General features: G+C 71.6%; 22 protein-coding genes. 12 read left to right on the top strand and 10 right to left on the bottom strand.

The window, feature by feature from the left end:
• Positions 1-12: 12 nt before the first annotated feature.
• The 3 genes from ACO2Q0_RS19505 to ACO2Q0_RS19495 are packed head-to-tail and all read right to left on the bottom strand — an operon-like array spanning position 13 to position 2,645.
• Positions 13-1,761, bottom strand: a complete 1,749-nt coding sequence (locus tag ACO2Q0_RS19505) for an acyl-CoA dehydrogenase (protein WP_423353178.1) — start codon at positions 1,759-1,761, stop codon at positions 13-15.
• A gap of 48 nt (positions 1,762-1,809) precedes the next feature.
• On the bottom strand, positions 1,810-2,241 hold the full coding sequence (locus ACO2Q0_RS19500) for a DUF5991 domain-containing protein (protein ID WP_423353177.1): 432 nt from the start codon (positions 2,239-2,241) through the stop codon (positions 1,810-1,812).
• Between the two features lie 23 nt (positions 2,242-2,264).
• Positions 2,265-2,645, bottom strand: coding sequence for a hypothetical protein (locus ACO2Q0_RS19495; protein WP_423353176.1), 381 nt, complete (start codon positions 2,643-2,645; stop codon positions 2,265-2,267).
• 86 nt (positions 2,646-2,731) lie between these two features.
• On the opposite strand from ACO2Q0_RS19495, the gene ACO2Q0_RS19490 reads away from it, so the two are divergent.
• The 5 genes from ACO2Q0_RS19490 (at position 2,732) to ACO2Q0_RS19470 (ending at position 7,763) form a co-directional block, all read left to right on the top strand.
• Complete coding sequence (locus ACO2Q0_RS19490; RefSeq protein WP_423353175.1) at positions 2,732-3,649, top strand: L-threonylcarbamoyladenylate synthase; 918 nt, start codon at positions 2,732-2,734, stop codon at positions 3,647-3,649.
• Between the two features lie 13 nt (positions 3,650-3,662).
• Positions 3,663-5,072 carry an FAD-binding oxidoreductase gene (locus ACO2Q0_RS19485; protein ID WP_423353174.1) on the top strand — a complete coding sequence of 470 codons (1,410 nt, stop codon included), beginning with the start codon at positions 3,663-3,665 and terminating at the stop codon, positions 5,070-5,072.
• 42 nt (positions 5,073-5,114) lie between these two features.
• Complete coding sequence (gene yaaA / locus ACO2Q0_RS19480) at positions 5,115-5,909, top strand: peroxide stress protein YaaA (RefSeq protein WP_423353173.1); 795 nt, start codon at positions 5,115-5,117, stop codon at positions 5,907-5,909.
• Between the two features lie 2 nt (positions 5,910-5,911).
• Positions 5,912-6,709 carry a 3-hydroxybutyrate dehydrogenase gene (locus tag ACO2Q0_RS19475; RefSeq protein WP_423353172.1) on the top strand — a complete coding sequence of 266 codons (798 nt, stop codon included), beginning with the start codon at positions 5,912-5,914 and terminating at the stop codon, positions 6,707-6,709.
• Between the two features lie 70 nt (positions 6,710-6,779).
• Entirely contained in the window at positions 6,780-7,763 is a 984-nt protein-coding gene (locus ACO2Q0_RS19470) for an NAD(P)H-dependent flavin oxidoreductase (RefSeq protein WP_423353171.1), read from the top strand.
• Here the strand turns inward: ACO2Q0_RS19470 and ACO2Q0_RS19465 are convergent.
• Both ACO2Q0_RS19465 and ACO2Q0_RS19460 read right to left on the bottom strand, forming a co-directional pair.
• Positions 7,760-8,638: a hypothetical protein gene (locus ACO2Q0_RS19465; RefSeq protein WP_423353170.1), complete on the bottom strand. Its 879-nt coding sequence runs from the start codon at positions 8,636-8,638 to the stop codon at positions 7,760-7,762. The two genes, ACO2Q0_RS19470 and ACO2Q0_RS19465, sit on opposite strands and share 4 nt — an antisense overlap.
• A 15-nt stretch (positions 8,639-8,653) precedes the next feature.
• Entirely contained in the window at positions 8,654-9,235 is a 582-nt protein-coding gene (locus ACO2Q0_RS19460; protein WP_423353169.1) for a hypothetical protein, read from the bottom strand.
• Positions 9,236-9,353: 118 nt separating this feature from the next.
• Here ACO2Q0_RS19460 and ACO2Q0_RS19455 point away from each other — a divergent pair, with 118 nt between their 5' ends.
• From ACO2Q0_RS19455 to ACO2Q0_RS19435, 5 genes are all read left to right on the top strand, one after another.
• Entirely contained in the window at positions 9,354-9,698 is a 345-nt protein-coding gene (locus tag ACO2Q0_RS19455) for a hypothetical protein (protein WP_423353168.1), read from the top strand.
• Positions 9,699-9,714: 16 nt separating this feature from the next.
• Positions 9,715-10,056, top strand: coding sequence for a hypothetical protein (locus ACO2Q0_RS19450; protein ID WP_423353167.1), 342 nt, complete (start codon positions 9,715-9,717; stop codon positions 10,054-10,056).
• Positions 10,057-10,141: 85 nt separating this feature from the next.
• Entirely contained in the window at positions 10,142-11,110 is a 969-nt protein-coding gene (locus tag ACO2Q0_RS19445) for an SPFH domain-containing protein (protein ID WP_423353166.1), read from the top strand.
• 4 nt (positions 11,111-11,114) lie between these two features.
• Positions 11,115-11,573: an NfeD family protein gene (locus ACO2Q0_RS19440; protein ID WP_423353165.1), complete on the top strand. Its 459-nt coding sequence runs from the start codon at positions 11,115-11,117 to the stop codon at positions 11,571-11,573.
• Between the two features lie 187 nt (positions 11,574-11,760).
• The gene (locus tag ACO2Q0_RS19435; protein WP_423353164.1) at positions 11,761-13,074 is read left to right on the top strand and encodes a hypothetical protein; all 1,314 of its coding nucleotides are present in this window, start codon (positions 11,761-11,763) and stop codon (positions 13,072-13,074) included.
• Between the two features lie 188 nt (positions 13,075-13,262).
• Here ACO2Q0_RS19435 and ACO2Q0_RS19430 read toward each other — a convergent pair whose 3' ends face one another.
• From ACO2Q0_RS19430 to ACO2Q0_RS19420, 3 genes are read right to left on the bottom strand one after another with little or no spacing between them, the layout of a single operon-like run.
• A complete protein-coding gene (locus tag ACO2Q0_RS19430) occupies positions 13,263-14,804 on the bottom strand; it encodes an acetolactate synthase large subunit (RefSeq protein WP_423353163.1) in 1,542 nt (513 codons plus the stop codon).
• Positions 14,805-16,577 (bottom strand): feruloyl-CoA synthase, encoded by a 1,773-nt coding sequence (locus tag ACO2Q0_RS19425; RefSeq protein WP_423353162.1) that lies wholly within the window; start codon positions 16,575-16,577, stop codon positions 14,805-14,807.
• 57 nt (positions 16,578-16,634) lie between these two features.
• Positions 16,635-16,991 (bottom strand): YciI family protein, encoded by a 357-nt coding sequence (locus tag ACO2Q0_RS19420; protein ID WP_423353161.1) that lies wholly within the window; start codon positions 16,989-16,991, stop codon positions 16,635-16,637.
• A gap of 158 nt (positions 16,992-17,149) precedes the next feature.
• Between ACO2Q0_RS19420 and ACO2Q0_RS19415 the strand changes: the two genes are divergently transcribed.
• Complete coding sequence (locus ACO2Q0_RS19415; protein ID WP_423353160.1) at positions 17,150-18,532, top strand: serine hydrolase domain-containing protein; 1,383 nt, start codon at positions 17,150-17,152, stop codon at positions 18,530-18,532.
• An 81-nt stretch (positions 18,533-18,613) separates the two neighbouring features.
• Positions 18,614-18,835, top strand: coding sequence for a hypothetical protein (locus ACO2Q0_RS19410; protein ID WP_423353159.1), 222 nt, complete (start codon positions 18,614-18,616; stop codon positions 18,833-18,835).
• Here ACO2Q0_RS19410 and ACO2Q0_RS19405 read toward each other — a convergent pair.
• Complete coding sequence (locus ACO2Q0_RS19405; RefSeq protein WP_423353158.1) at positions 18,832-19,323, bottom strand: GNAT family N-acetyltransferase; 492 nt, start codon at positions 19,321-19,323, stop codon at positions 18,832-18,834. The genes ACO2Q0_RS19410 and ACO2Q0_RS19405 overlap by 4 nt on opposite strands.
• A gap of 22 nt (positions 19,324-19,345) precedes the next feature.
• The gene (locus tag ACO2Q0_RS19400) at positions 19,346-20,122 is read right to left on the bottom strand and encodes a hypothetical protein (RefSeq protein ID WP_423353157.1); all 777 of its coding nucleotides are present in this window, start codon (positions 20,120-20,122) and stop codon (positions 19,346-19,348) included.
• Positions 20,123-20,150: the final 28 nt, after the last annotated feature.

The raw sequence follows: 20,150 nt of genomic DNA, 5'->3' as shown, positions 1-20,150 counted from the left end.
AATCCGAGCCGCCTAGCCCGCCAGCGCCTCGGCCGTGACTTGCTCCAGCTCGCTCCAGCCCTCGGCCATGCCTTCCGAGAGGCCGGGCGCGCCGCTCAACACCTGAGCGGCGTAAAGCCGGGCGAGCGCGCCCTTGCTCTGCATCCAGGGGTCGTCCGAACCCGCCGCGGCCAGCGCCTGGCGGCCGAGGATCCAGCCGCCGATCACGTCGCCCGCCAGCTTCAGGTAGGGAACTGACGCGGCCAGGGCGGCGGCGTTGTCGACCGACAGCAGCCACTCGGTCGCCTGATCGAGCGCCGCGACGCCCGCCGCCAGCCGCCGTCCGACCGGCGCGAGGCCTTCGGCGTCGGAAAGCACCTGCGCCGTCAGGGCCATCTCCGCGCACAGGCCGCGCATGGTCTCGCCGCCGTTCGAGCGCACCTTGCGCCCCACCAGGTCGGCGGCCTGCACGCCGTTGGTGCCTTCGTAGATCGGCGCGATCCGGGCGTCGCGATAGTGCTGGGCCGCGCCGGTCTCCTCGATGAAGCCCATGCCGCCGTGCACCTGAACGCCGGTCGAGGCGACCTCCACGCCGATGTCGGTGGACCACGCCTTGGCGATGGGGGTCAGCAGCTCCTGACGGGCCTTGGCCGCGGCGCGTTCCTCCTCGGTCTCGGCCAGGCGGGCGAGGTCGGCGAGCACGCCCGTGGTCAGGCAGATTCCCCGCGCGGCCTCGATCTTCGCCTTGGACAGCATCAGCATCCGGCGCACGTCCGGGTGGCCCCAGATCGGCGCCGGGTTCTCGCTCGACCAGACGGCGCGGCCCTGCTTGCGCTCCAGGCTGAACGCCAGCGCCTGCTGGAAGGCCCGTTCGGCGATGGCCACGCCCTGGACGCCCACCTGCAGGCGCGCGGCGTTCATCATGACGAACATGTGGGCCAGGCCCTGGCCCAGCTCGCCGACCAGTTCGGCCTTCGCGCCCTCGTACAGCATCACGCAGGTGGGCGAGCCGTGGATGCCCAGCTTGTGCTCGATCGAGCCCGGCCGGAAGTCGTTGCGGCCGCCCAGAGACCCGTCGTCCTTCAGCTCGTACTTCGAGGTCAGGAACAGGCTGATGCCCTTCACGCCGGGGGGCGCCTCGGGCGTGCGGGCCAGCACCAGGTGGATGATGTTGTCGGTGGCGTCGTGGTCGCCCCAGGTGATGAAGATCTTCTGGCCGTACAGCCGGTAGCCGCCCTCGCCGTCGGGCTCGGCCCGGGCCGTCAGCGCGCCCAGGTCGGTGCCCGCCTGCGGCTCGGTCAGCACCATGGCGCCGGTCCATTCACCCGACACCAGCTTCGGCAGCACCAGGGTCTTCTGCCGCTCCGTGCCGTGCAGGGTCAGGGCCTCGATCGCCGCCTGGGTCAGCATCGGGCAGAGGCCGAAGGCCATGTTCGCCGCGTGCGTCATTTCGAAGACGGCCAGCTCCATGGCCTTGGGCAAGCCCTGGCCGCCGAACTCCGGCTCGGCGGCGAGCGAGTTCCAGCCCTGCTCGGCGAAGGCCTTGTAGGCCGCCGCGAAGCCCGGCGCCGCCGTCACCGCTCCGTTGGCGTATTTGGCCCCCTGCTGGTCGCCCACCCGGTTGAGCGGCGCGAGTTCGTTGTCGGCGAAGGCCCCGGCCGCCTCCAGCACCGCCTGGACGGTGTCCTCGTCGAGGTCGGGGAAGGCGCGCTTGACCAGTTCGGGGTGGCCGACGGTCTTGAGGGCGAAGGCGAGGTCACGGACGGGGGCGCGGAAGGTCATGGCCGCCTTCTAGACGCACCCGCCGGCCCGTTAAAGTTGCCGCTAGCGTCAGCCCGTCTTCTTGAAGTAGCCGCCGGGCTTCATGTTGCCGTCCATGTTCGGCTTGTAGCCCTGCCAGGTCGTGACGAGCGTCGCGCCCTTGCGGCTCAGCGTGAACAGCGGCTGGCCGGGCTGGTACAGCTTCACGCCATATTGGTTGGCGACCGACCCGTCGCCGAAGCTCACGAAGTTCACCACCAGCCGATCGCCGTTCGGCACGGCCGTGCAGCGGATCTGGGTGTTCGTCTGATAGCCCTCGGCGGTCAGCCGGCAGCTGTTCGGGCCGACCGTCAGCTTGTGGTCCACCGAGATGGTTATGCCCGTGCCGACCGCGTCGCGGCCGAGGGCTTCGTGGAAGGCGTAGGTTCCAGTCCAGGCGGGGGCGGCCTGGGCGGTCGCCGCCAGACCGAAGACGGCGACCCCGAGGAGGAGTGATTTCACGGGCGGATTTCCTTTCTTCGGGCTCACGGCATCACGCCGTTCGGGATTTCCTGGGCCTTGTAGTCGGCGCCCCCGCGCGGGTTGTTGCCGAAGGCCACGAAGAACGCCCGCTTCTTGCCGCAGGCGTTCACCACCCAGCGCTCGTAGCTGCGCTGGACCGAGGCGACCCGATAGGCGGGGTTCCGAGGCTCGTAACCCGCCGGCTGCATCGCGCTGTCGATCGAGAAGATGAAGCTGCACTGGTAGCGCTGCTTGGTGTAGCCGGTGATCGTGCTCAGCAGGTCGGCCATCAGCTTGCCGCTGGCGCGGGTCTTGCCGGTGAACCGGACGTCCATGGCCTGGGCGCTCTGACCGCCGATCGCGGCGAGGGTCAGGGCTGCCGCCAGGAGGCGAGATGGCTTCACGCTTCATCCTCTCGTTGCGGGCATCCCAGGATCAAACGAGCGCCGCCGTTTCCGGTTTCCGGCCGAAGGCTGTAGGGACAGGCGCCGTGAAGACCGACCTCGCCAGCGCCGTCGAAGCCCTGAGGGCGGGGAAGCTCGTGCTCCTCCCGACCGAGACGGTCTATGGGCTCGCGGCGAGCGCGGCCGACGCCAGGGCGGTCGCGGCGGTCTACGCGGCCAAGGGCCGGCCGAGCTTCAACCCCCTGATCGCCCATGTCGCCGACGTCGCCGCGGCCCGGCGGGTCGCGCGGTTCGACTCACGCGCCGAGACGCTGGCCGCCGCGTTCTGGCCGGGACCGCTGACGCTAGTGCTGCCGGTCGCCGACGCGTCCGCCGTTTGCGACCTGGCCCGCGCGGGCCTCGACACCGTCGCCGTCCGGGCGCCCGCGCATCCGCTGGCCCGCGCCCTGCTCCAGGCCTTCGGCGGCCCGGTCGTCGCGCCCTCGGCCAATCGCTCGGGCCGGCCCAGCCCCACCACCTTCGCCGCTGCCGTCGAGGAGACCGGCGACAGCGCCGCCGCGGGGCTCGACGGCGGCCCCTGCGAGGTCGGCCTGGAGTCCACCGTGGTCGCGCTGCTGGACCGCCCGCGCCTGCTGCGGCCGGGCGCCGTCACCCGGGCCGAGATCGAGGCGGTGATCGGACCGCTGGCCGACGCCGAGGCCGATGCGAAGCGCTCGCCCGGCCGCCTGGCCCGCCACTACGCCCCTGACCTGCCGGTCCGCCTGGACGTCGAGATCCCCAGGCCCGGCGAGGCCTTCCTCGCCTTCGGCCCCGCCCGCCACGACCGGCTCTTCCAGCTCAGCGAGACCCGCGACCTCGCGGAAGCGGCCGCCAATCTTTTCGCCCATCTCCGCGCCGCCGACCGCTCGGGCGCCACGGGCATCGCCGTGGCCCCCATCCCGCACGAAGGCCTGGGCGAGGCGATCAACGACCGCCTGAAGCGCGCGGCGGGCTTCGTCGGGTGATAGGCTCCAGCCCATGACCGCGTCCCTTCCTGCTGACGTCATCTCCCGCCTGAAGTCCGTGCTGGGCGAGGGCGGCTGGAGCGAGGATCCCGAGCGCATCGCGCCGAAGCTCGTGGAATGGCGCGACCGCTGGGTGGGCCGGACCGCCTTCCTGGCGCTTCCGAAGTCCACCGCCGAGGTCGCCGCCGTCGTCGGCGTCTGCGCCGAGGCCCGCCAGCCGATCACCGTCCAGGGCGGCAACACCGGCCTCGTCGGCGGCCAGATCCCCCAGGGCGAGGTGCTGCTGTCCACCGAACGCCTGCGCACGATCCGCGAGGTCTCCCCCCTCGACGACGTGATCACCGCCGAGGCCGGCGTCACGCTGTCGGAGATCCACGCCGCGGCCGCGCAGGTCCGCCGCCGCTTCCCGCTGGGCCTGGCGTCGGAAGGCTCGGCCACCGTCGGCGGCTTCGTCTCCACCAACGCCGGCGGGACCCAGGTGCTGCGCTACGGCATGACCCGAAACCTGGTCCTCGGCCTGGAAGCCGTCCTGCCGAACGGCGAGGTCTGGAACGGCCTCAAGCACCTGCGCAAGGACAACACCGGCTACGATCTGAAGCAGCTCCTGATCGGCGCCGAAGGCGTCCTGGGCGTCGTCACCGCCGCCGGTCTGAAGCTCCATCCCGAGCTCGCCAGCCGCGCGATAGCCTTCCTCGGCGTCCCGTCGCCCGACGCCGCCATCGAACTGCTCGCCCGCGCCAAGGACGTCTCCGGCGGCGCCGTCGAGGCCTTCGAGCTGATGGGCCGCCTCGGCGTCGAGTTCACCATCCGCAACATCGCCGGCACGCGCGATCCGCTGGCTGCGCCGCATCCCTGGTACGTCCTGGCCGAGTTCGCCACAGCGGAGCCGGGCTCGGCGGAGCGCGCCATGCAGGCCTTCCTCGAAGCCGGCCTTGAGGCCGGCCTGATCGCCGACGCCGTCGTCGCCCAGACGCAGGCCCAGGCCAAGGCGCTCTGGGCCATCCGCGAGAACCAGTCGCCGGCCCAGAAGCCCGAGGGCGCCACCTGGAAGCACGACGTCGCCGTGCCGGTCAGCGCCGTGCCGGCCTTCCTGCGCGAGGCCGACGTCGCCATGCGCGCCTTCGCTCCCGGCTGCCGCATCGCCGCCTTCGGCCACGTCGGCGACGGCAACATCCATTACGACGTGCTGCGGCCCGACGGCGGTTCGAACGAGGCCCATGCCGCCCGCCGCGACGAGGGCTCGCGGATCGTCCACGACATCGTCGCGCGCCTGGGCGGCTCGATCAGCGCCGAGCACGGCCTGGGGGCGATGAAGACGGCGGAAGCCGCCCGCTACAAGTCCACGACCGAAATCGAGGCGATGAAGGCCATCCGGCGGGCGCTCGATCCCCACCGGATCCTGAATCCGCGCGTTCTGTTCTGACGCCCTTGGCGGTCCCGGCGGCTCCGCTTAAGAGGGCGCGGAATGCTCATCGTCCTCTCCCCGGCCAAGGCGCTCGACTTCACTGCGCCGCCCGTCTCCGCGCCGCTGACGACGCCTGAGCTCACGGCCGAGACGACTGAGCTCGCCAAGGTCACGCGGAAGCTCACCGCAGCCGACCTCAAGCGGCTGATGTCGCTGTCCGAAAGCCTGGCCAAGCTGAACCGCGAGCGCTTCCAGGCTTTCGACCCCGCCTCCGAGGACGGCCTCCAGGCCGCCTTCGCCTTCAACGGCGACGTCTATTCCGGCCTCAGGGCCCGCGAGCTCGATCGGAAGGCGCTCGCCTGGGCGCAGGACCACGTCCGCATCCTCTCCGGCCTCTACGGCCTGCTGCGCCCGCTCGACGCCATCCAGCCGTATCGGCTCGAGATGGGAACCCGGCTGAAGACCAGGCGCGGCCAGAGCCTCTATGACTTCTGGGGCGACCGGGTCAGCACGGCGCTCAACGCCGCCGCCCACGGCCACAAGGACAAGACGCTCGTGAACTGCGCCTCGGGCGAGTACTTCGGCGCCGTCGATCGCGCGGCCCTGAAGCTGCCCGTGGTCTCCTGCCGCTTCCTGGAGGAGAAGGACGGCGAGGCTCGCATCATCTCGTTCTACGCCAAGCGCGCCCGGGGCCTGATCGCCCGCTACGCCATCGACAACCGCATCGACCGCGCCGCCGACCTCAGGGCCTTCGACGTCGCCGGCTACCGCTTCGTCCCCGAGCTTTCGACGGACGAGGAATTCACCTTCGCGCGGCCCCAGCCGCCGCCGCCCTCACAGAGCAAGGAAGCCTGACCATGGCCGTCGACTATCATCTGGAAGGCCAGGTCGCCGTCGTCACCGGCTCGTCCAGCGGCATCGGCCAGGCGCTGGCCGAGGCCCTCGCCGGCCAGGGCGTCAACGTCGTCCTCAACGGCTTCGGCGACCCGGCCCAGATCGAGGCCGAGCGCGCCCGCATCGAGGCCGAGACCGGCGTGAAGGTCCGCTACCACGGCGCCGACATGACCAAGCCCGAGCAGATCCGCGATCTGATCGCCTTCGCCCGGTCCGAGTTCGGCCGCCTCGACATCCTGGTGAACAACGCCGGCGTCCAGCACGTCGCCCCGGTGGAGGAGTTTCCCGAGGATCGCTGGGACCAGATCATCGCCATCAACCTGACCTCGGCCTTCCATGCGACGAAGGCGGCGATCCCGCTGATGAAGGCGGCCGGCCGCGGCCGCATCGTCAACATCGCCTCGGCTCACGGCCTCGTGGCCTCGCCGTTCAAGTCGGCCTATGTCGCGGCCAAGCACGGCATCGTCGGCTTCACCAAGTCCTGCGCGCTGGAGCTCGCCCGCAGCGGGGTCACCGTCAACGCCATCTGCCCGGGCTATGTGAAGACCCCGCTGGTCGACGCCCAGATCGCCGACCAGGCCAAGGCCCGCGGCATCGCGCCCGAGCGGGTGGTCGAGGACGTCATCCTGGCCGCCCAGCCGAACAAGACGTTCGTGGCCTACGACCACCTGGCCGGCATGCTGCTCTACCTCGTCTCGGACCTCGGAGCCTCGACCACCGGCGCGGCGCTCACCGCCGACGGCGGCTGGACCGCCGCTTGACCCCGCGTCACGGTTTCCAACGATAACCTGAAGGGTCATCCTGTCGGGAAAAGACGACGGGAGGACGGCCATGACCCTGCACACCAAGCTCTGCGATCTGCTGGGCGTCCGCCATCCGGTGATGCTGGCCGGCATGGGCGGGGTCTCCTACGCCGAACTCGCCGCGGCCGTGTCCCAGGCCGGCGGCTACGGCGTCCTCGGCATGGCCGGCAAGGACCCGCAGTTCATCCGCGAGCAGATGCGCGAGGTCCGCCGCCGCACCGACCGGCCGTTCGGCGTCGACCTGCTGGCCGCCTCGCCCGAGAGCCTCACCGCCTCGGTCGACGTGATCATCGAGGAGGGCGCCTCGGCCTTCATCGCCGGACTGGGCGTGCCCATGCCGATCCTGGAGAAGCTGCAGAAGGCGGGCCTCAAGGTCATGGTCGTCTGCGGGGCCGTGAAGCACGCGGTGAAGGCCGAGCAGGCCGGCTGCGACGCGGTGATCTGCCAGGGCGGGGAGGGCGGCGGCCACACCGGCCTCGTCGGCACCATGCCGCTGGTGGCCCAGGCGGTCGAAGCCGTGAAGATCCCGGTGGTCGCCGCGGGCGGCCTCTATGACGGCCGCGGTCTCGCCGCGGCGCTCGCCCTGGGCGCCGTCGGCGTCTGGATGGGCACCCGCTTCATCGCCTCCGCCGAGGCCCACGCCGGCCAGATGTACCGCGACACCATCCTGGCCGCGACCGACGAGGACACCGTCCGCACCCGCTGCTACTCGGGCAAGCCGATGCGGGTGAAGAAGAACCCCTATGTCGAAGACTGGGAGAGCCGCCCGGCCGACATCCAGCCCTTCCCGATGCAGGCGATCCACTCGCACCAGACCGGCGTCATGGGCGGCATCGGCGGGCAGACCGAGGGCCTCGATGCCGATCGCTCCTGCTTCGCCATGGGCCAGTCGGCCGGCGGCGTGCACGACGTGCGTCCCGCCGGCGAGATCGTGGCCGGGATCGTCGCCGAGGCCGAGGCCGCCCTCGACCGCATGGCCGCCCTGCGCGGCCGGGCGATGGCGGGAGCCTAGGCGGTGGGCAGGCCCGTCAGCCAGCGGGCCAGGTTCTCGGCATAGCGGCGCACCGAGGCCTGAGCCTCGGGGCTGCGCGCCAGCCCGTCGCCCGGCGGCTCGTCGACGAAGCTCGGGCAGCCCGCCGCCGGGTCCCAGTTGTAGTCGCAGAAGTGGTGGAAGGTGGACTGGGCGACCGCTCGGCCGCCCGCCTCCGACGCCTCGAACGCCACCGCCAGATTAAAGGGCCGGTTGGTCACGCGGCTGACGCCCGTGGCGATCACCCGGGCGCTGGGGTCATCCGGCGGCGCGCCGACGCCGCCCTCGTGCGGGTGGGCGGGCAGGAACCGCAACCGCCCGTCCGGCTGCGCGGGATCGGCCAGCACCGGGTGCAGCGGCCCCACGACCGTCACCTCCTGGAAGTCGCCGTTGGGCCCCGAATGGTAGTTGGGCCACAGGATGTGCGAGGTCTCGACGTCGTCGATCCGCCGCCGGTCTTCGTCCGGATCCGGCTGCTTGGAGTGGAAGTAGTGGGCCTTGCCCACGCCGCCGATCGTGCAGACCGAGGCGCCCAGGTCCATGTGGTCGCGCGTCACCATCAGTCCGCCGCCACGTTTGCGGAAGCCGCTCAGGCCGGCGCAGTCCTCCGACATCAGGCCGTCGCCTTCGTCGACGGCGAACAGCCATACCGCGTCGAAATCCGAGTGGCTCAGTGCGGAGATCACGCTGTCGGGCGCCCCCGGCGGATCGCGGTCGCGGGCCGTGACCTCGAACAGCGTCTCGCCGCCCGGCCCGGTCAGGCCGGCGAGGTGGTCGCGCAGCATGGCGAACCGGACGATCGACCAGTCGTCCTCGACGGTCGGGATGGTGGTCTGCAGCAGGATCTTGCGCGGCACGGTCGGGCTCTTCGGTTAGGGGGCGGTAGCTAGATAGGCGTTGGGGTCGCGGACAAAAGCCGCGGCCTCGGCGAGGCAGCCCTGCCAGGCGGCCAGGTGCGTGCGGCCGCTCTCGGGGGTGTCGGACTTCAGCAGCAGGGCGGCGTAGGTGGCGTGCGGCTTCGCCTGCTTGTCCTGGTAGATGCGGCAGACGACCGAGCTCTGGTTGAAGCCGTTGATCTGCGTAAGCGTCGGCGCGCCCACGTCGGCCAGGGCGTCGAACAGCACCGCCTGGCAGGCCCGGCCGTTGGCGTTGCAGCCGGCGAACTGGACCGAGAAGTTGGCCGCCGTCGAGGTCACGCCCACGAACACGCTGTCGCCCTCGCGCCGGGGGGCCGCCACCTTGGCGCCCGCCCCGGTCAGGAGGTCGCTCAGGGTCTGCGGATTGGTGGCGTCATAGGCGCCGGCGGGGGCGGCTTTCGGGGTGGACCTGGCGGGCGCGGTCTTGGCCGGCGCCGCCTTGGCCGCGGCGGCCTTGGGAGCGGGCTTCGCGGTCTGCGCGAGCGCCGGGGACGCCGCCAGGCAAAGCGCGATCAGGGTCGTGGCGAAACGTGTCATGGGAAAGCGCTAACAGACGTGCGATCTGGGCGCGAGCATGGCGTCGGACGGCCCGATGTGGTCAAGCTGTCGTCACGACGTCCGCTTTGAGATAACCTGTTATCCGAGGAGAGTTGAGATGCGCGGTACCATCGTCTTCGCCGCGGCCGCCCTGATGGCGTCCAGCCTGGCTCCGACCCTGGCGTCGGCCCAGACCCAGGGCTGCACGAACCCCAATCCGGCCCTGTGCGACGCCACCAAGCGCGAGACCCTGGCCGACAAGCAGTTCGGCCAGAGCCGCGACGGCATGACCAGCTATGTCCGCAAGAGCGCCCGCGACGACGACAAGCAGAACCGCCAGAGCGTCGAGGTCCAGATCAACGAGGCGATCATGGCCGGCCGTTGCGACGACGCGGTGAAGATCGCCAAGGACAATGGCTACCACGCGGCGGTGTCGCAGATCCGCCGCTCCTGCAAGAGCTAGTTCAACGGAGGGTCGGATGCGGTTCGCGGTCGGTCTCAGTTGTCTCGCCCTGGTCGCAGCCGCGCCGGCGTTCGCGCAAGGCGTCTCAAACGGGCAGGCGGGCGCGCCCAACGCCGTCGGCCGCGATCCCTGTCCGTTTTCGGCGAGCAGCCCCGGCTGCCCCTCGTTGCGGATGGGTCCGCGCCCTGGTGCGCTGTTCGACGCCTTCGAGCGGCGGCGCGAGCGGAACACGCTCTACGCCAGCATCCAGGCCTCGCTCGACCGCGGCGATTGCGAGAATGCGCGGGCCAAGGCCGTCGACGACGGGCGCCACGAACTCGCCGCCCGGATCGGCCGGGCGTGCAAGGGCCGCTCCTGACCTCACGCTCCACGTCCGGTTTCCGTAGCGTCCTCCGCCACCCCTGGTTAAGCTCGCCCCGAAGTTTCGGGAGGGTTGAAGGGCCATGGAGCTCGCAGTCGCAGGCGTCTTTCTGTTCTTGGCGATCGTGGTGGCGTTCAGCGCCATCAAGATCGTGCCCCAGGGACGCGAGTACACGGTCGAGCGGTTCGGCCGCTACACCCGCACGCTCAAGCCGGGCATCAGCTTCCTGACCCCCTTCGTCGAGGGGATCGGCCGGCGCGTGAACATGATGGAGCAGGTGCTGGACGTGCCGCGCCAGGAGGTCATCACCAAGGACAACGCCGCCGTCCAGGTCGACGGCATCGTCTTCATCCAGGTGATGGACGCCGCCGCCGCAGCCTACCGGGTCGACAACCTCAACTACGCCATTCAGCAGCTCGCCATGACCAACCTGCGGACGGTGGTGGGCTCGATGGAGCTGGACGAGGTGCTCAGCCAGCGCGACGCCATCAACACGCGCCTGCTGAACGTGATCGACGAGGCGACCGGTCCCTGGGGCGTCAAGGCCGCGCGGATCGAGATCAAGGACCTCCAGCCGCCGCCCGACATCACCGCCGCCATGGCGCGCCAGATGAAGGCCGAGCGCGAGCGCCGCGCGGTGATCACCGAGGCCGACGGCGAGAAGTCCGCGGCCATCGCCCGCGCCGAGGGCGCCAAGCAGTCGGCCATCCTGGAGGCCGAAGGCCGCCGCGAAGCCGCCTACCGCGACGCCGAGGCCCGCGAGCGCGAAGCCGAAGCCGAGGCGAAGGCCACCGAGATGGTCTCCAACGCCATCGCCCGCGGCGACGTGAACGCCATCAACTACTTCGTCGCCCAGAAGTATGTGGAAGCCTTCGCCCAGCTCGCCAACAGCCCGCAGCAGAAGACGGTGATCGTCCCGGCCGAGATGAGCGCCCTGGTCGGGTCGGTCGGCGGCATCGGCGAGCTGGTGAAGGCGATCCAGGCCGATCCGCCGGCCCGGCCGGCGCCTGCCCGCGCGCGCGGCGCGGCCGTGCCGCCGACGGGGGCCTGACGTCATGCAGACGCTCGCCGATCTCTACGCCGCCCAGCCGTTCTGGATCTGGGTGGCGCTCGCCGCGGGGCTGCTCGCCATAGAGATCATGAGCGGCTCCGGCTGGCTGTTGTGGGCCTCGGCCTCGGCGGCGGCGGTCGCGCTGGCCACGGCGCTGGGCGACCTGTCCCTGGCCATGGCGGTGCTGGTCTTCGCGCTGCTGACGATCGTCTCGACCCTGCTCGCGCGTCGCTATCTGCCGCGTTCCGTCGCGGCCGGCGCGGGGGACATCAACGACAACATCGAGCGGCTGGTCGGCCGCTCGGGCGCCGCGGTCCAGCCCTTCAGCGGCGGCGCGGGCCGCGTGCTCATCGACGGCAAGGAATGGCCGGCCGAGCTCGAGGATGGTGGCGCTGTGGACGCCGGATCGCGCGTCGAGGTCACCGGAATCTCCGGCGTTCGCCTCACCGTCCGCAGGGCCTGACCGGCGAACGCCGGTCGCTCTGGCGGCCCTCGGAACGGCCAAGCTGCGCCCCCGTGGCGCTTGCAAACCGTCACACTTGCGCCGTGCTCTGGCGGCAGCTTGACCCCGGGGATCATGCCGCGCTTATGTGCGCGGCGAACGAAACACCCCCCCAAAGAACACTGAAGAAACTCCAGGAGAAGCGAAGGTGAAGACGCCCAAGGCTATCGGGCTCGTGGCGGCGCTGGCGGCGCTCGTCCTCGTGCCCGCCGCGGCCGTGTCGCAAGGCAAGAAGGACGCCGAGATCCCGGCCGCCGCCCGCAAGAGCGGGATGGCCGAGGCTCCGGCCATCGTCCAGGCCGCTGGTCTGGGCTGCAATGTCTCCGACGCCCGCAAGATCGGCGAAGATAAGAAGACCAAGACCGGCTACTACGAAGTGGCCTGCGGCGCCGGGAACATGGGCTTCGTGCTCCAGGCTCCCGCCGGCGCCGCGCCGACCGTCTTCACCTGCATCGAGGCCAACACCCCGCCGGGTCCGGACCAGAAGCCGTCGGCGCCCTGCCTGCTGCCGGAAAACGCCGACCCGAAGGCTTCGCTGGCCCCGCTGATCCAGAAGAGCGGCGTCCAGTGCCTGCCGGAACAGGCCCGCGGCATCGGCCAGACCAAGACCAACACCTACATCGAAGTCGCCTGTCAGGGCGGCGAAGGCTACATCGTCTCGGCCAGCGCGCCGTTCGACGCGGCCAAGCCGGTTCAGGCCCAGAACTGCCTGGTCTACGACGACGCCGAGACCAACATTAAGTGCACGCTGACCGACAAGGCCAAGCGCCTCGCGGTCGTCGACACCTACGCCCAGGCCGCGAACAACGGCTGCGCGGTGAAGGACCGCCGCTTCCTCGGCGCCGCCAAGGACAACGCGCAGTACTTCGAAGCTTCGTGCCAGGACGGCAAGGGCTACATCTACAAGGTGACGGGCGGGAAGGTCGCCGAGACCTACGAGTGCGCCAAGGCCAGCCACCTGCTGGGCGGCTGCACCCTGACCGATGCTCGCCAGGCCGCGACCGAACAGGCGGCGCTCTACACCCGGCTGGCCAAGGCCGCCGGTTCGAACTGCGACGTCGACAAGTACGCCCTGTTCCCGCCGCGTCCCGGCGAGGAAGTGGTCGAGATGGTCTGCAAGGACGGCAAGGGCGCCATCGGCCTGTTCAAGGCGGCCGGCGGCGGCAGCCAGGTCCTGGACTGCGGCCGCGCCCCGGTGGCCGGCTACAAGTGCAGCCTGAGCAAGGACGCGGGCTACGCCAACCTCACCGCCGACCTCAAGAAGTTCAACTTCAACTCCTGCGACGTCTCGGAATCGCGGGTGGTCGGCAAGTCGGAGAAGGGCACCACCTACGTGGAAGTCGCCTGCGCCGACGGCCTCAAGGGCTACATGATCGAGTACCAGTCGACCCCGAAGGTCCAGGCGGTCAACGCCCTGGGCTGCGCCTTCGCCGGGAACTGCAAGCTGAAGGGCAACACCTGAGCCCTCGGCCAGGCTGAAACAGGAAAGGCCCCGGAGCGATCCGGGGCCTTTTTCTTTCCGCTCCTCCCCCGTGCAACGGGGGAGGGGGACCACGAAGTGGTGGAGGGGGCGCGCTCGGCGCCGGGACGCCCCCTCCGTCAGCGTCGCCGACACCTCCCCCCTTGCAACGGGGGAGGAGCGCTTCTCTCCTAGATCACCGCCTCGATGAACCGCGGGCCCTTGTTGGCCATCGCGTCTGCGAACGCCCGGTCGAAGTCCTCGGCCGTCTCGCACCGCACGGCCGGCACGCCCAGGCCCTTGGCGACCGAAACCCAGTCGATCTTCGGGTCGCTCAGGTCCAGCAGCTGCGAGGCCTTCGGGCCGGCGTCGCCGGCGCCGGTCCGCGTCATCTCGACGTTCAGGATCCGGTAGGTGTGGTTGGCGAAGACCACGACAGCGATGTCCAGCTTCTCGCGCGCCATCGTCCACAGCGCCTGCACCGTGTACATCGCCGCCCCGTCGCCGTTCAGCGACACGACCTTGCGCTCGGGCGCGGCCACCGCGGCGCCGATGGCGATCGGCAGGCCGATGCCGATGGCCCCGCCGGTCAGCGCCAGCACGTCATGGGCTCGCGCGGTCGCGGTCCCGATGGCGACGCCCGTGCCCGAGGTCACCGCGTCGTCGCACAGCACCGCATCCTCCGGCAGGTGCCGGGCGATGGAGGCGCCGGCGTAGTAGGCGTTCAGGCCCCCGCTCGGGGCCGCCTCGGGGATCTTCAGCGGCTGGACCGGCCCGTCCTTCGGCGCGCCCAGCGCATCGGCCAGGGCGCCCAGGCCCGCGACCGCATCCTCGCCGCGCTCGGCGAGCGTCATCGTCTCGCAGCCCTCGGGGACCAGCACGCTGGGACGGTCGGGATAGGCGAAGAACGCCACCGGCGTCGTCGTGCCGACGAAGACCATCAGGTCGACGCCCTCCAGCTCCTGCAGCGCCATCTCGCCAAAGTACTGCATCTTCTTCGGCAGGAAGACGCCGGCGCCCCGCCGCTGCCGCGGCACGAAGGTGTCGGAATAGACCGTCACGCCCGCCGCCTCGAGCCGGGCGGCTTCCTTCAGCGCCTCCTCGCGGCAGGCCTGGCCGCCCAGCAGGACGATCGGCTTCTTCGCCGCCTTGATGGCGCGGGCCGCCGCGTCCACCGCCGCGCCGGACGGCGCCGGCCGCGTGACCTTCTGGGCGATCGCTGGCTCGCCGCTGGTTTCCAGCCACGCGCTGTCGGCCGGCAGGATCAGGGTCACCGGCCCGCCGGGCGGGCCATAGCTCGCCGCCACCGCCTCGGCCGTCAGCGCCGAGACCTCGGCCGCGCTGTCCGCCGACTTCACCCAGATCGAGTTCGGCTTCACCAGGGTGGCGATGTCCGAGTTCAGCGGCGCGTCGTACTGCCGGTGATAGGTCGCGTGGTCGCCCACCACGTTGACGATCGGCGTGAAGGCCCGGCGCGCGTTGTGCAGGTTGGCCACGCCGTTGCCGTAGCCGGGGCCCAGGTGCAGCAGGGTGCAGGCCGGCTTGTCGGCGATGCGGCCGTAGCCGTCCGCCGCCCCCGTCGCCACGCCCTCGAACAGGCACAGCACCGCCCGCATCTGCGGCACGCCGTCCAGCGCGGCCACGAACTGCATTTCGCTGGTGCCGGGGTTGGCGAAACAGGCGGTGACCTCGTTGGCCGCCAGGGTGGAGATCAGGGCGTCGGCGCCGTTCATTCAGAAGCTCATCACGTCAGGAGGAACAGGATCGGCGTACAGCCGCTGGGCGGCCTGGGCGTGCTTGGCCCGGGCCAGGCTCTGGGCGATGTAGCCCTTGTCGGTGATCTCGCCGGCGTTGGGGTCGGGCGGACCGGGGAGCACCAGGGCGCGCGCCACCTTCGCGCCGCCCGCGGCCGTCGCGTTGTAGCGGGCGAGGCCGGCCCGCACCGCCGCCTCGACCTCGGCCCGCGCCATCGTGGGGTTCGGGTAGAGCAGCAGGCCCACGGCCTCCTCGCCCTCGCCGCAGACGACGGCGTCGGTCACGGCCCCGCCGATCGCGCCCACCGCCTTGATGCGCAGGTCGCCCACCGTGACGAAGGTCCCGCTCGCCAGCTTGAAGTTCTCGGAGAGGCGGCCGTCGAAGATCAGCCCGGCCTTCGGGTCGGCCGGGTCCACGAACCGCGCGGCGTCGCCCAGGCGGTAGAAGCCCTCCTCGTCGAAGGCTGCCGCCGAGAGCTCGGGCCGGCCGAGGTAGCCCTGCGTCACCTGCGGCCCCTTCACCCGGAAGTCCAGCTTGCCCGCCTCCGGGACCAGCCGCACCGAGGTGCCCGGCAGCGGCGCCCCGATCATCCCCATCCGGCCGTTGGTCCAGTGGACGTTGCAGGCCGTCGGTCCGGTCTCGGTGGCGCCATAGCCGCTGGAGAAGCTGATCCGCTCGCCCACGGTGCGCACCGCCACCGCCTGGATCCGGTCCGCCGTCTGCTGGCCCAGCGCCGCGCCGCCGTACTGCATCAGCCTGAGCTTCGAGAAGAAGTTGCGCGCCAGCGCCTCGTCCTGCTCCAGCGCGTCCACCAGCAGCATCCAGCCGGCGGGCACCATGTTCATGTAGGTCGGCTGCACCTCGCGCAGGTTGCGCACCGTCTCGGCGAACTTCGCCGCCGTCGGCTGGCCCGCGTCGATGTACAGCGTCCCGCCGCGGTGCAGGCACATGTGCAGGATGGCGTTGGCCCCCAGGCTGTGGCTCCAGGGCGCCGAGTGCAGCAGCACCGGCGGGTCGGGGTCGTCGAAACAGGCCGCGATCTGGGCCGAGTTCAGACTGATCTCGCGGTGCGCGCAGATCACCGCCTTGGGCAGGCCCGTCGACCCCGACGTCAGCAGATACTTGGCGTGCTGCTCCGGCCGGCAGGTGAAGTCCGCCGCCTGTTCCCGGTAGAGCCGCTCCAGCGGCGTGTGGCCCGCGCCGGCGTTCAGGCCCGCGATCACCGGCAGCCCCGCCAGGGCCTCGCACGACAGCCCGTCGGCGAACAGGCCCGCATCCTCGGTATAGACGGCCGCCGGCTTCAGCACCTCGCAGGCGTGCGCCAGCCGCGTCAGGTTCGCTCCCGGCAGGCCATACTGCGGCGACACCGGCGCCGCCGGCATCCCCTGGCTCATGGCCGCATACTTGATCAGCGCATGGTCGATCCCGTTCCGCGCCAGGATCAGCAGCGGCCGCTCGCCCGTGACGCCCAGGTCGCGCAGGCCGCCGGCCAGCGCCGCGATCCGCTGCCTCGCCTCGGCGAACGTCACCGTCCGCCATCCGTCCCCGCTGCGCTCGGCCAGCCACACCCGGTCGGGCGCCTCGGCGGCCCAGAGGTCCAGGGCCGAGGTCATCGTCTGGTGACGGGTGGAATAGGGCGTCGGGTTGGTCAGGACGTATTCGCCGCCCGGCCGCTGCTCGACGTCCAGCCGGCGGGGCGCGTAGCGAGGGTCCCGGAACGGCGCGGTTTCGGTGCGGAGCTCGGCGTCCATGCCCCTGGGTTAAGGTTCGACGCAGGGGAAGTCCACCGTCTCCGACCCTTCGGCGCGTCAGTCGCCGGTCATCACCGGGCGCACCTCCACCTTGGAGCCCGGCGCCCCGGGGATCCTGCGGGCGATCGCCAGGGCCGCCTCCAGGTCTGCGGCCTCCACGACGTAGTAGCCGCCCAGGTGCTCCTTGGTCTCGGTGTAGGGGCCGTCCAGCACGGCGTGCCGGCCGTCGCCGCCGCGCACCACCGTCATCGCCGTCTCGGGCGGCTGCAGCCCGGCGCCGTCGCTCATCACGCCGCTCCGCCGCAGCTCCGTCGCCAGCGCCATGTGCTCGGCCACCACCCGCTCCAGCAGCTTCAGCCCCGCCTCGCCCTCATAGGCCTCGGCCGGGTCGTAGATCAGCAGCATGTATTTCATGGCGGAGTTCTCCCTTTCTCGTGCTCGGCCCTCAGGACGCGCGGCGGCCAAGCCGGCCCGACACGGGTCTTTCGTCCTCGCTCACTTTTTTCCGTCGCCTTCGCGTCGGCCCGGATGGCGGCTATGGGTGCCGCCTCAGTCCGGGGGAGTTCTCCGCCTTGCGCAACATCCTGATCGCCGCCGTCCTCGCCGCGGCCCCCGTCGCGGCCCCGTCGTCCGTCCGGGCCCAGACCGCGCCCGCCCCGCCGGACGCCCACGTCCGCGCCCTGGCCGCCGGCTACAAGGCGGCCTTCCTGTGCTCCAACCTGTTCAACGCCGGCATGAGCCCCGAGCAGGTGGCGAAGGACGACCTCGAGGGCATCTATCCCGACTACCAGCAGCTCGTCCGCGACCTGCCCGCCGAGATCGACCGCGACGCCCGCCGGGTCAGCGTCCGCTTCGACGAGCGCCTGCCGCCCCGCATCGCCGCCTGGCGCCCCAACCTGGGCTGCAGCCAGCTGCCGGTGGGCGCGCCCGCCGACCTCGCCGCCCGCCTCCCGCAGGTGACGCTGGCCAGGCCGCAGGCCGACGCCCGCGCCTGGCCCGACGGCGAGGCCGGCATCCGTCCGCGCCCGTCGGCGAAGCTGAAGGCCGCCGTGGCCAGGAGCTTCGACTCCGCTGCCTACGGCGCCGGCACGAAGACCACCGCCGTCGTCGTGGTGAAGGACGGGAAGATCGTCGCCGAGCAGTACCGCGCCGACTTCACCCCGCTCACGCCCCAGCGCACCTGGTCGGCCGCCAAGAGCCTGACCGCCACCGTCGTCGGCCGCGCCGTCCAGCTCGGCCACGTCAAGGTCGACGAGCCCGTCAACATTCCCGAATGGCCCGCCGGCGACCCCCGGCGCCGGATCACGCTCGCCCAGCTCATGCACATGGGCTCGGGCCTGTGGACCGACGGCCCCGGCAACCGCACCGACGAGGTCTATCTGGGCGGCGCCCTCGTCACCCAGACGGCGGCCGCCATGCCGCTGGAGGCCGCCCCCGACAGCCGCTTCCGCTACGCCAACAACGACACCCTGCTGGCCGCCCGCGCCGTCCGCGCCGCCCTGGGCGACGGCCAGGCCGCCCTCGACTTTCCCTTCGCCGAGCTCCTCTGGAAGATCGGCATGACCCACACCACGCCCGAGACCGACTGGCAGGGGAACTACATCCTCTCCAGCCAGGTCTGGACCACGGCCCGCGACCTCGCCCGTTTGGGCCTGCTCTACCAGAACGACGGCGTCTGGAACGGCGAGCGCCTGCTGCCCGAAGGCTGGTCGAGGTTCGTGGCCACGCCCGCGCCCGCCCAGCCGCCTTCCGGCCCCGGCTACGGCGCCTTCTTCTGGCTCTACGGCCAGGCCCAGGGCCTGCCCGCCGACACCTACGCCATGAACGGCAACCGCGGGCAGTACGTCTTCATCGTCCCCTCGAAGGGCGTGGTGATCGTCCGCCGCGGCTTCGATCCCGCCGGCAAGCGGTTCGACGAGGCCGCCTTCGCCCGCGACGTCCTGGCCGCCCTCTAGCGGCCCTCAAATGAGGGCCGCCGGAACGGCCGGGACGCCCCGCCGTTCGGCCAGCGATCCGCTCGCGTGCAGGAGAAGCCGATGGTCGTGCGTCAGGAAAAGCCGATGAACGAGGCCGGCCGCGCGCCGAAGGGCCGCCTGACCTGGGTGGCGCTGGCCGCCATCGCCCTGTTCCTGGTCGTCCTCGTCTTCACGATGTTCAAGCCCGCCGCCCCCGACAACCGCGGCGGCGAGGCCCCTGCCGCCGCCGGCGCTCCGGGCGACGCCTCGCCCGCGCCGGGCTCCAAGGCCGCCCCCGGCTAGGCCGGCCTGTCGCGGGTCATCTCCACCATCGTCGGGCGGAAGCCCACCGAGGCGAACAGCCGCTGGGCGCCCGCGTTGGGATAGGCCGCCGACAGCACCACCTGCGGCGCGCCCAGCGCCTCCAGCCGCTCGATCGCCGCCAGCAGCAGCCGCCGTCCCACGCCGCGCCCCTGTTCGGCCGGGTCCACCACCAGGTCGTAGACCACGCCCGCCGGCCCGCGCAGGGCCAGCCAGTCCATCCCCTCCAGCGCCCCATAGGCATAGCCGACCAGGCGTCCTTCCGCGTCCGCCGCCGCCAGCACCACCACGTCGCGCTTCCCGAGCTCCTCGACGAGATAGGCGCCATAGCCCCGTGCCGTGTCGGCCGTGGGCGCGATGAACCGCCGGGCGTCGAAGTCGTGGTGGCGCGCCACCAGAAGGGCGCCCAGTTCGCCCAGGCGGGCCTCGTCCGCCGCCGTCGCCGGGCGCAGGGTGATCTCGCTGTCCATCACCACAGCATATGGCGCCCGCTCACCGCCCGAACCAGCCGTCGCGTCCGCCCGGCATGGGGATCTGGTTCGGCCCCGGCCGCCAGGTGGTCGTCGCCTCCCGCTCGGCCCGCCCGGTCTCCGGGTTCGGCACATAGCCCACCACCGTCTTCTCGCCGGTCTCGGGGTCCTCCTCGATCTTGAACAGCCGGAACAGGATCTGTTTGGGCTCCTCCCGCACCTCGGGCTCTACCGGCTTGATGCGGAACACCTTCGGCGCGTTGACCCCGGCGACCCACCGCAGGTGCTTGAGCTGCACGTCCACGGCATAGGCGGTCTGCGGCGTCACCGCCTCGGCCAGTTTGCAGGCCCGGTCGGTCCACATCTCGGCCTGGATGCGCTTGCCGATCTGCACCGCGTCCTCGAACTCGGGAAACCGCCGCCGCCAGTAGAAGATCGTCGACAGCGACGGCATCGTCGGGTCCCTGCCGATGGCGGTCAGGCTCTCGCCCTCGCACAGCCGCTCGAAGATCGCCTGGGCGGTCGCCTCGCACAGCCCGAACGGCTGGCCCCGCACGCCCGCCGGCCGCCCGCCGATCCGCCGCGCCTCGGACAGCGCCTCGCCGAACTCGGGCTTCTCCCGCGCCCACTTGGCCACCGCCTCCGGCGTCGGCATCCCGTCCTCGGCGCAGATGCGATAGATCAGCTCGCCCGCCGCCACCCGCTCCAGCAGCCGCCGCGCCAGCGCCTCCGACCACCGCACATAGACGCGCGTCTCCACCGCCGCCCGCCACGCGGGTCGCCGCTTGCCCTTGGCCATCATGAGCCTCGCCGTTCCGGTTTTCAGA

Origin of the sequence: Phenylobacterium sp. VNQ135, assembly GCF_049445735.1 — a bacterium.
Lineage (GTDB): Bacteria > Pseudomonadota > Alphaproteobacteria > Caulobacterales > Caulobacteraceae > Phenylobacterium.
The sequence above is the reverse complement of the archived record's forward strand: the minus strand, read 5'-3'. Positions and strand labels throughout refer to the sequence as shown.

Coding starts and splice junctions, on each gene's coding strand:
- ACO2Q0_RS19505 (WP_423353178.1), bottom strand. CDS start 1,761: ATGACCTTCCGCGCCCCCGTCCGTGACCTCGCCTTCGCCCTCAAGACC.
- ACO2Q0_RS19485 (WP_423353174.1), top strand. CDS start 3,663: ATGACCGCGTCCCTTCCTGCTGACGTCATCTCCCGCCTGAAGTCCGTG.
- yaaA (WP_423353173.1), top strand. CDS start 5,115: ATGCTCATCGTCCTCTCCCCGGCCAAGGCGCTCGACTTCACTGCGCCG.
- ACO2Q0_RS19475 (WP_423353172.1), top strand. CDS start 5,912: ATGGCCGTCGACTATCATCTGGAAGGCCAGGTCGCCGTCGTCACCGGC.
- ACO2Q0_RS19470 (WP_423353171.1), top strand. CDS start 6,780: ATGACCCTGCACACCAAGCTCTGCGATCTGCTGGGCGTCCGCCATCCG.
- ACO2Q0_RS19460 (WP_423353169.1), bottom strand. CDS start 9,235: ATGACACGTTTCGCCACGACCCTGATCGCGCTTTGCCTGGCGGCGTCC.
- ACO2Q0_RS19455 (WP_423353168.1), top strand. CDS start 9,354: ATGCGCGGTACCATCGTCTTCGCCGCGGCCGCCCTGATGGCGTCCAGC.
- ACO2Q0_RS19450 (WP_423353167.1), top strand. CDS start 9,715: ATGCGGTTCGCGGTCGGTCTCAGTTGTCTCGCCCTGGTCGCAGCCGCG.
- ACO2Q0_RS19445 (WP_423353166.1), top strand. CDS start 10,142: ATGGAGCTCGCAGTCGCAGGCGTCTTTCTGTTCTTGGCGATCGTGGTG.
- ACO2Q0_RS19440 (WP_423353165.1), top strand. CDS start 11,115: ATGCAGACGCTCGCCGATCTCTACGCCGCCCAGCCGTTCTGGATCTGG.
- ACO2Q0_RS19430 (WP_423353163.1), bottom strand. CDS start 14,804: ATGAACGGCGCCGACGCCCTGATCTCCACCCTGGCGGCCAACGAGGTC.
- ACO2Q0_RS19425 (WP_423353162.1), bottom strand. CDS start 16,577: ATGGACGCCGAGCTCCGCACCGAAACCGCGCCGTTCCGGGACCCTCGC.
- ACO2Q0_RS19420 (WP_423353161.1), bottom strand. CDS start 16,991: ATGAAATACATGCTGCTGATCTACGACCCGGCCGAGGCCTATGAGGGC.
- ACO2Q0_RS19410 (WP_423353159.1), top strand. CDS start 18,614: ATGGTCGTGCGTCAGGAAAAGCCGATGAACGAGGCCGGCCGCGCGCCG.
- ACO2Q0_RS19405 (WP_423353158.1), bottom strand. CDS start 19,323: ATGGACAGCGAGATCACCCTGCGCCCGGCGACGGCGGCGGACGAGGCC.
- ACO2Q0_RS19400 (WP_423353157.1), bottom strand. CDS start 20,122: ATGGCCAAGGGCAAGCGGCGACCCGCGTGGCGGGCGGCGGTGGAGACG.